Genomic DNA, 2,430 nt, shown 5'->3' with positions numbered 1-2,430 from the left:
CCGTGTCACTGGTCGTTCGCGTGAGGCCGCATTATAGACGGACGTTTGAAGAATCGCAAGGCTGTCATGTGGGGATTCTGTTAATCAAGTCTCGCCCCTGTTCGAATGCCGTGATGCTCTCGATCGTCGTGCGCATGATCTGGCCGATGGCCTCGACCGTGAAGAAGGCCTGGTGGCCCGTGACGATCACGTTCGGGAAGGACACGAGGCGCTGGATCACGTCGTCCGTGATGATGGTCGAGGACAGGTCCTGGAAGAACAGGCTGGCTTCCTGTTCATAGACGTCGATGGCCAGGCCGCCCAGCTGGCCGCTCTTCAGGGCCGCGATCGCCGCTTCCGTGTCGACCAGGCCGCCGCGGCTCGTGTTGACGAGGATGCTGCCACGCTTGGCGCGGGCCAGCGAGGCGGCGTCGACGATGTGGTGGGTCTCTTCCGTCAGCGGGCAATGCAGGGAGACGACGTCGCTGCAATCGAGCAGTTCGTCGATGCCGACGTAACGGCCGCCCAGCGCCTCGAACGCCGGCGACGGGTAGCGGTCGTGGCCGACCACCGTGCAGCCGAAGCCGGCCATGATGCGGGCGAAGATCGTGCCGATCTTGCCGGTGCCGACCACGCCCACCGTCTTGCCGTGCAAGTCGACACCCATCAGGCCGTCGAGGTCGAAATTGCCGTCGCGCGTGCGCACGCTGGCGCGGGCGATCTTGCGGTTCACGGCCAGCAGCAGGCCGACGGCGAATTCGGCCACCGAATGCGGCGAATAATCGGTCACGCGCACGACGGCGATGCCGAGCCGGGCCGCGGCCGCGGCGTCGATGTGGTTGTAGCCCGTGGAGCGCGTGGCCACCAGGCGCGTGCCCTGCTGCGCGAGGATCTCGAGCACGGCGGCATCGACGCTGTCGTTGACGAACACGCAGACGGCCGCGCAGCCCTTGGCCAGGATCGCCGTCGACGGCGTCAGGCGGTCTTCGAGGAAACGCAGTTCGTGGCCGGCATCGAGGTCGAGGTTGGCCTGGGCCAGCATCGTCTTGTCGTAGCGGCGCGCGCTGAATACGGCGGTCTTCATGGTCTACCCCTGGCGGCGATGGATGTCCGCCAGTCTAGACCAGGCGTGGCGCCACGTCATCCGTGGCGAACGTCCGCGTCAGTTGGCCGGATGCTTCGGATTCCACAGCTTCAGCGTGGACTTCTTCTCGTAGCCCTTGCCGTTCGGGTAGCCCACCAGTTCCATGTCCGAGCCCCAGGGCGACTCGAAGTGCACCCAGGTTTCGCCCTCGGTGTCGCCGCTCGTCATGGTCATCGGTCCGCCCGTGATCTTGAGGCCCTTCGATTTCAGGTAGGCGATGCCCGCTTGCACGTCGTCCGTGTAGAACGCGATGTGCGAGGCGCCGATGTCTTCCATCTTCGGCATCGCCGTGCTGCCGGCCGATTTCTTGTACTCGAACAGCTCGATATTGGCGCCCGTGCCGCAGCGGACCATCGCCAGCGTCACGCTCTCGGCGTGCGGTTTCATCGGAAACGGGCCGATCTGGGTGACGGGCTGGCAGCCGAAGGTGGTCACGAAGAACTCCTCGGCCTGCTTCAGGTTCGGCACGCTGATGCCGACGTGGTCGATGCCGGCCGACTTGATGGCGGGCGCGGCGGCGTAGGCGGTGCCGCCCAGGCCCAGGGTGAATGCGGCGGCAGCGGCGGCGAATACGGTAGCGATGGTTTTCATGGGGAGGTGGTTCCTTGTCGTTTTAGTGTTTGTCGATGAATACGCGGGCGCTGGCCAGCTTGCCGCCCTCGATGGTGAAGATGTCTTCGCCGCGGATCTGGTTCGGCTTGTCCTTCGGACCGTAGCCCCAGGTGACGCGGCCGACGCCGTGGTTCCAGGTGATCGGTTCCGGCGTGAAGCGGAAGCCGGCGTTCTTCTTCTGCAGCTCGCCGATCTTGCGGTCGACGTTGGCGTAGCCGGTGTCCTTGCCGGCGTAGTCGGCCACGAAGAAGTCGGCGGTGTCGACGGCCGGGTACTTGGGCAGGCGCCGGGCGGCGTCGGTCTCGTTCCAGATCTCGAAGTGGCGGTCGATCAGCTTCTGGGCGATGGCGGCTTCCTGGGCGGGGGTGGACATGGTGCGGACCTCCTGGGCGTGGGCCAGCGATGCGAGGAGCAAGGCGCTGGTGGCGATGATGGTTTTCATGGGGGTTTTCCTTTCGTCGGACCGGTATATGGCGGTCAGTGCGTAGGGAGGAGTGTATGTTGTCCACCGGGGCGTGTGAATCGGCCGATCGTGGAATGATTATCCAGGTGGATGGATAATATGGCGATGTGATTCCGAAGGCGGTCGGAATGGTCGGGGATTGAATCGAGATGGAGTGGTAATTCGGGCATCGCGCGCCCACGGCGCGCGAAGCTGTCCGCGGTGCGGACAGCAAAGTGGCGATTCGGGAGGG

Annotated in this window: 3 protein-coding genes; all 3 read right to left on the bottom strand. The window is 65.0% G+C overall.

The window, feature by feature from the left end:
* Window positions 1-64: 64 nt before the first annotated feature.
* Window positions 65-1,063, bottom strand: coding sequence for a 2-hydroxyacid dehydrogenase (locus tag QPK32_RS26415; RefSeq protein ID WP_290415754.1), 999 nt, complete (start codon window positions 1,061-1,063; stop codon window positions 65-67).
* Window positions 1,064-1,141: 78 nt separating this feature from the next.
* The gene (locus QPK32_RS26410; protein WP_290415753.1) at window positions 1,142-1,714 is read right to left on the bottom strand and encodes a VOC family protein; all 573 of its coding nucleotides are present in this window, start codon (window positions 1,712-1,714) and stop codon (window positions 1,142-1,144) included.
* 22 nt (window positions 1,715-1,736) lie between these two features.
* The gene (locus QPK32_RS26405) at window positions 1,737-2,177 is read right to left on the bottom strand and encodes a nuclear transport factor 2 family protein (protein ID WP_290415752.1); all 441 of its coding nucleotides are present in this window, start codon (window positions 2,175-2,177) and stop codon (window positions 1,737-1,739) included.
* Between the last annotated feature and the right edge of the window lie 253 nt (window positions 2,178-2,430).

It is taken from the genome of Massilia sp. YIM B02763 (genome assembly GCF_030412015.1).
Taxonomy (GTDB): domain Bacteria; phylum Pseudomonadota; class Gammaproteobacteria; order Burkholderiales; family Burkholderiaceae_D; genus Telluria.
Note: the sequence above shows the minus strand (reverse complement) of the source record. Positions and strands in the feature narration are given on the sequence as shown.

Coding starts and splice junctions, on each gene's coding strand:
- QPK32_RS26415 (WP_290415754.1), bottom strand. CDS start 1,063: ATGAAGACCGCCGTATTCAGCGCGCGCCGCTACGACAAGACGATGCTG.
- QPK32_RS26410 (WP_290415753.1), bottom strand. CDS start 1,714: ATGAAAACCATCGCTACCGTATTCGCCGCCGCTGCCGCCGCATTCACC.
- QPK32_RS26405 (WP_290415752.1), bottom strand. CDS start 2,177: ATGAAAACCATCATCGCCACCAGCGCCTTGCTCCTCGCATCGCTGGCC.